We start from the raw sequence: 517 nt of genomic DNA on the forward strand, positions 1-517 counted from the left end.
GTGGTCTAGAGTTATATCTCGTTCGCCTCACCGGGAACACCACGATCAAAGGGTGTTTCTACCGGGTGTGACCAGCACAAACAATGGTTTGATGCGGTGGATCACAGCAGCGGTTGAGACAGTGAGAGCGGACAACCTGTGGATGCCCCCGGTTGATCACGCGGATGATGGTTCGTGTGATGGTTGGGTGTGTGTTTGTGGTTTGAGAATCCAATAGCGTGTTTGTTTGAACAATGTGATGCCAGAAATTTGTTTTCTGGTAAGACAACCACACCATGACCCCTTTGCCTGGGTTGTGGTGGTATGGGTCACCGTGTCCACCCCCGTGGGCGTGGTGACTGTCTTGCCGGGATCACTGAAGTAAAAGATTTTTTATGGAGAGTTTGATCCTGGCTCAGGACGAACGCTGGCTGCGTGCTTAACACATGCAAGTCGAACGCTGAAGCCCCAGCTTGCTGGGGTGGATGAGTGGCGAACGGGTGAGTAACACGTGAGTAACCTGCCCCTGACTTCGGGA

General features: G+C 52.8%; 1 rRNA gene. It reads left to right on the forward strand.

The window, feature by feature from the left end:
* Positions 1-371: 371 nt before the first annotated feature.
* Positions 372-517, forward strand: a 16S ribosomal RNA gene (locus FJ887_RS18205); the annotation flags it as partial.

It is taken from the genome of Brevibacterium sp. XM4083 (genome assembly GCF_006489205.2).
Taxonomy (GTDB): domain Bacteria; phylum Actinomycetota; class Actinomycetes; order Actinomycetales; family Brevibacteriaceae; genus Brevibacterium.